The 262-nt window shown below is 37.8% G+C and carries 1 protein-coding gene; it reads left to right on the top strand.

Features of this window, described 5'->3' with window-relative positions:
* Window positions 1-239: cytochrome d ubiquinol oxidase subunit II (locus tag AAEZ18_RS19075; RefSeq protein ID WP_352255989.1), on the top strand; the 239-nt coding region annotated here is incomplete at its 5' end.
* Between the last annotated feature and the right edge of the window lie 23 nt (window positions 240-262).

Consider the following 262-nt stretch of genomic DNA (forward strand, 5'->3'; position numbering starts at 1 on the left):
GCGTAATTATGACGGCCGGTGTTTCTCTGTTCCCATTTATTATGCCATCAAGTAATAACCCTAATATTAGCTTAACAATTTGGGATGCGGTATCGAGCCATAAAACGCTCAATATAATGTTTGTTGCAGTGTGTATTTTTGTACCACTAATATTGTCCTACACCACTTGGTGTTACGTAAAAATGTGGCGCAGAGTAACGGTAGAAGAAATTGAAAACAACACTCATGGTAGCTACTAAGGAGACTAAACAATGTGGTATTT

The sequence above is a fragment of the Pseudoalteromonas sp. 19-MNA-CIBAN-0066 genome, from assembly GCF_040308705.1.
Taxonomy (GTDB): Bacteria; Pseudomonadota; Gammaproteobacteria; order Enterobacterales; family Alteromonadaceae; genus Pseudoalteromonas; species Pseudoalteromonas nigrifaciens.